At 47.1% G+C, this 1,030-nt stretch carries 2 protein-coding genes; both read left to right on the forward strand.

Annotated features, from left to right (window positions below; translation table 11 throughout):
• Positions 1-108: 108 nt before the first annotated feature.
• Positions 109-432 (forward strand): hypothetical protein, encoded by a 324-nt coding sequence (locus KDK14_RS01380; RefSeq protein WP_257263223.1) that lies wholly within the window; start codon positions 109-111, stop codon positions 430-432.
• A 61-nt stretch (positions 433-493) separates the two neighbouring features.
• Positions 494-826, forward strand: coding sequence for a PBPRA1643 family SWIM/SEC-C metal-binding motif protein (locus tag KDK14_RS01385; protein ID WP_257263224.1), 333 nt, complete (start codon positions 494-496; stop codon positions 824-826).
• The last annotated feature ends 204 nt before the right edge of the window (positions 827-1,030 follow it).

Genomic DNA, 1,030 nt, shown 5'->3' on the forward strand with positions numbered 1-1,030 from the left:
GCCAGAGCAACGCAGGAGCAGTTGCCGCGTAGGGCAGTCTATTCTCGGGCAGCCTTTTGGAGTTTTTGGATGAGAACTACATAGCTGGTATTGTCCAGGGAAGGCGTGTTGAAGCAGGAAGGTTCTTGGAGCGATCCAAAAACCCTCGCCCGTTATGGGGCGGGGAGTGTCAGAAAATGGCGATTGGCGGTTTATAAAAATCGCCTGATTAGCATTGATGAAGATGGCATTTATAAGCTTGGCTGGTGGCTAATAACAGGCACTTACAGTATACTCATCCAGTTTTGCATTTCTTTTTTACTCTCGTTCCGAGAGTTCAACTTTTCCGGGAGGCTGACCGAGAATAGCGAGTACTGTGGAAAATTGAGGATAAAAATTCTGATTCTGAGGAGAATAGAGGGGCTATTTGACGAAGAGTCAGGAATTTTTTGATCAATGTATCGCAATCGGTCAACCTATTCCGGGACAGCCTTCTGGCGTGGCAGGTGATCAAATGGGCAAATTTTATACCCAAACCAATCTTCAAATTGACGATAAGCAGGCCTATCGGGTTTTCGACGGTAAAAAACAAGCGCGTCTCGGAACGGAAAAGAACCCGGCTGTTCTTTGTGTTCAGACCGAAGAACGCCGGGCTGAGCTGGAACAAGAGTTCTTGGATAATGGCTGGTTTTGTCAGATTCAGGTGGATGAAGAAGCCGTAGAGGATACTTCTGCCTTGCAACTATTGAAGGATACACCCAAAACCACAGTACTGGAAAAACTACCGGGTCGAAATGATCCTTGTCTGTGTGGTAGCGGGAAAAAATACAAAAAGTGCTGCGGCTGACAGTCAGGATCTTATTGGGGTTTTAATGCAAGCAGAAAAAACTCTGTTGCAGTCAATCTCTGATATGCATATACAAGGGCCTCGTTCCCACGGTCCGTGGGAATGTCTGCCAGAACCAGGAGACTGTCCGAGAATAGCGCCCGTAGCCGGGATTGCGAGAAATTGAGGCTAAAAATTTCTGATTCTGAGGAGAATAGCGGGGCT

The sequence above is a fragment of the Endozoicomonas sp. ONNA2 genome, from assembly GCF_024606365.1.
In the GTDB taxonomy this organism is placed as follows: domain Bacteria; phylum Pseudomonadota; class Gammaproteobacteria; order Pseudomonadales; family Endozoicomonadaceae; genus Endozoicomonas.

Excerpts from the sequence above, each read along its gene's own strand:
- KDK14_RS01385 (WP_257263224.1), top strand. The coding sequence starts at position 494 with ATGGGCAAATTTTATACCCAAACCAATCTTCAAATTGACGATAAGCAG.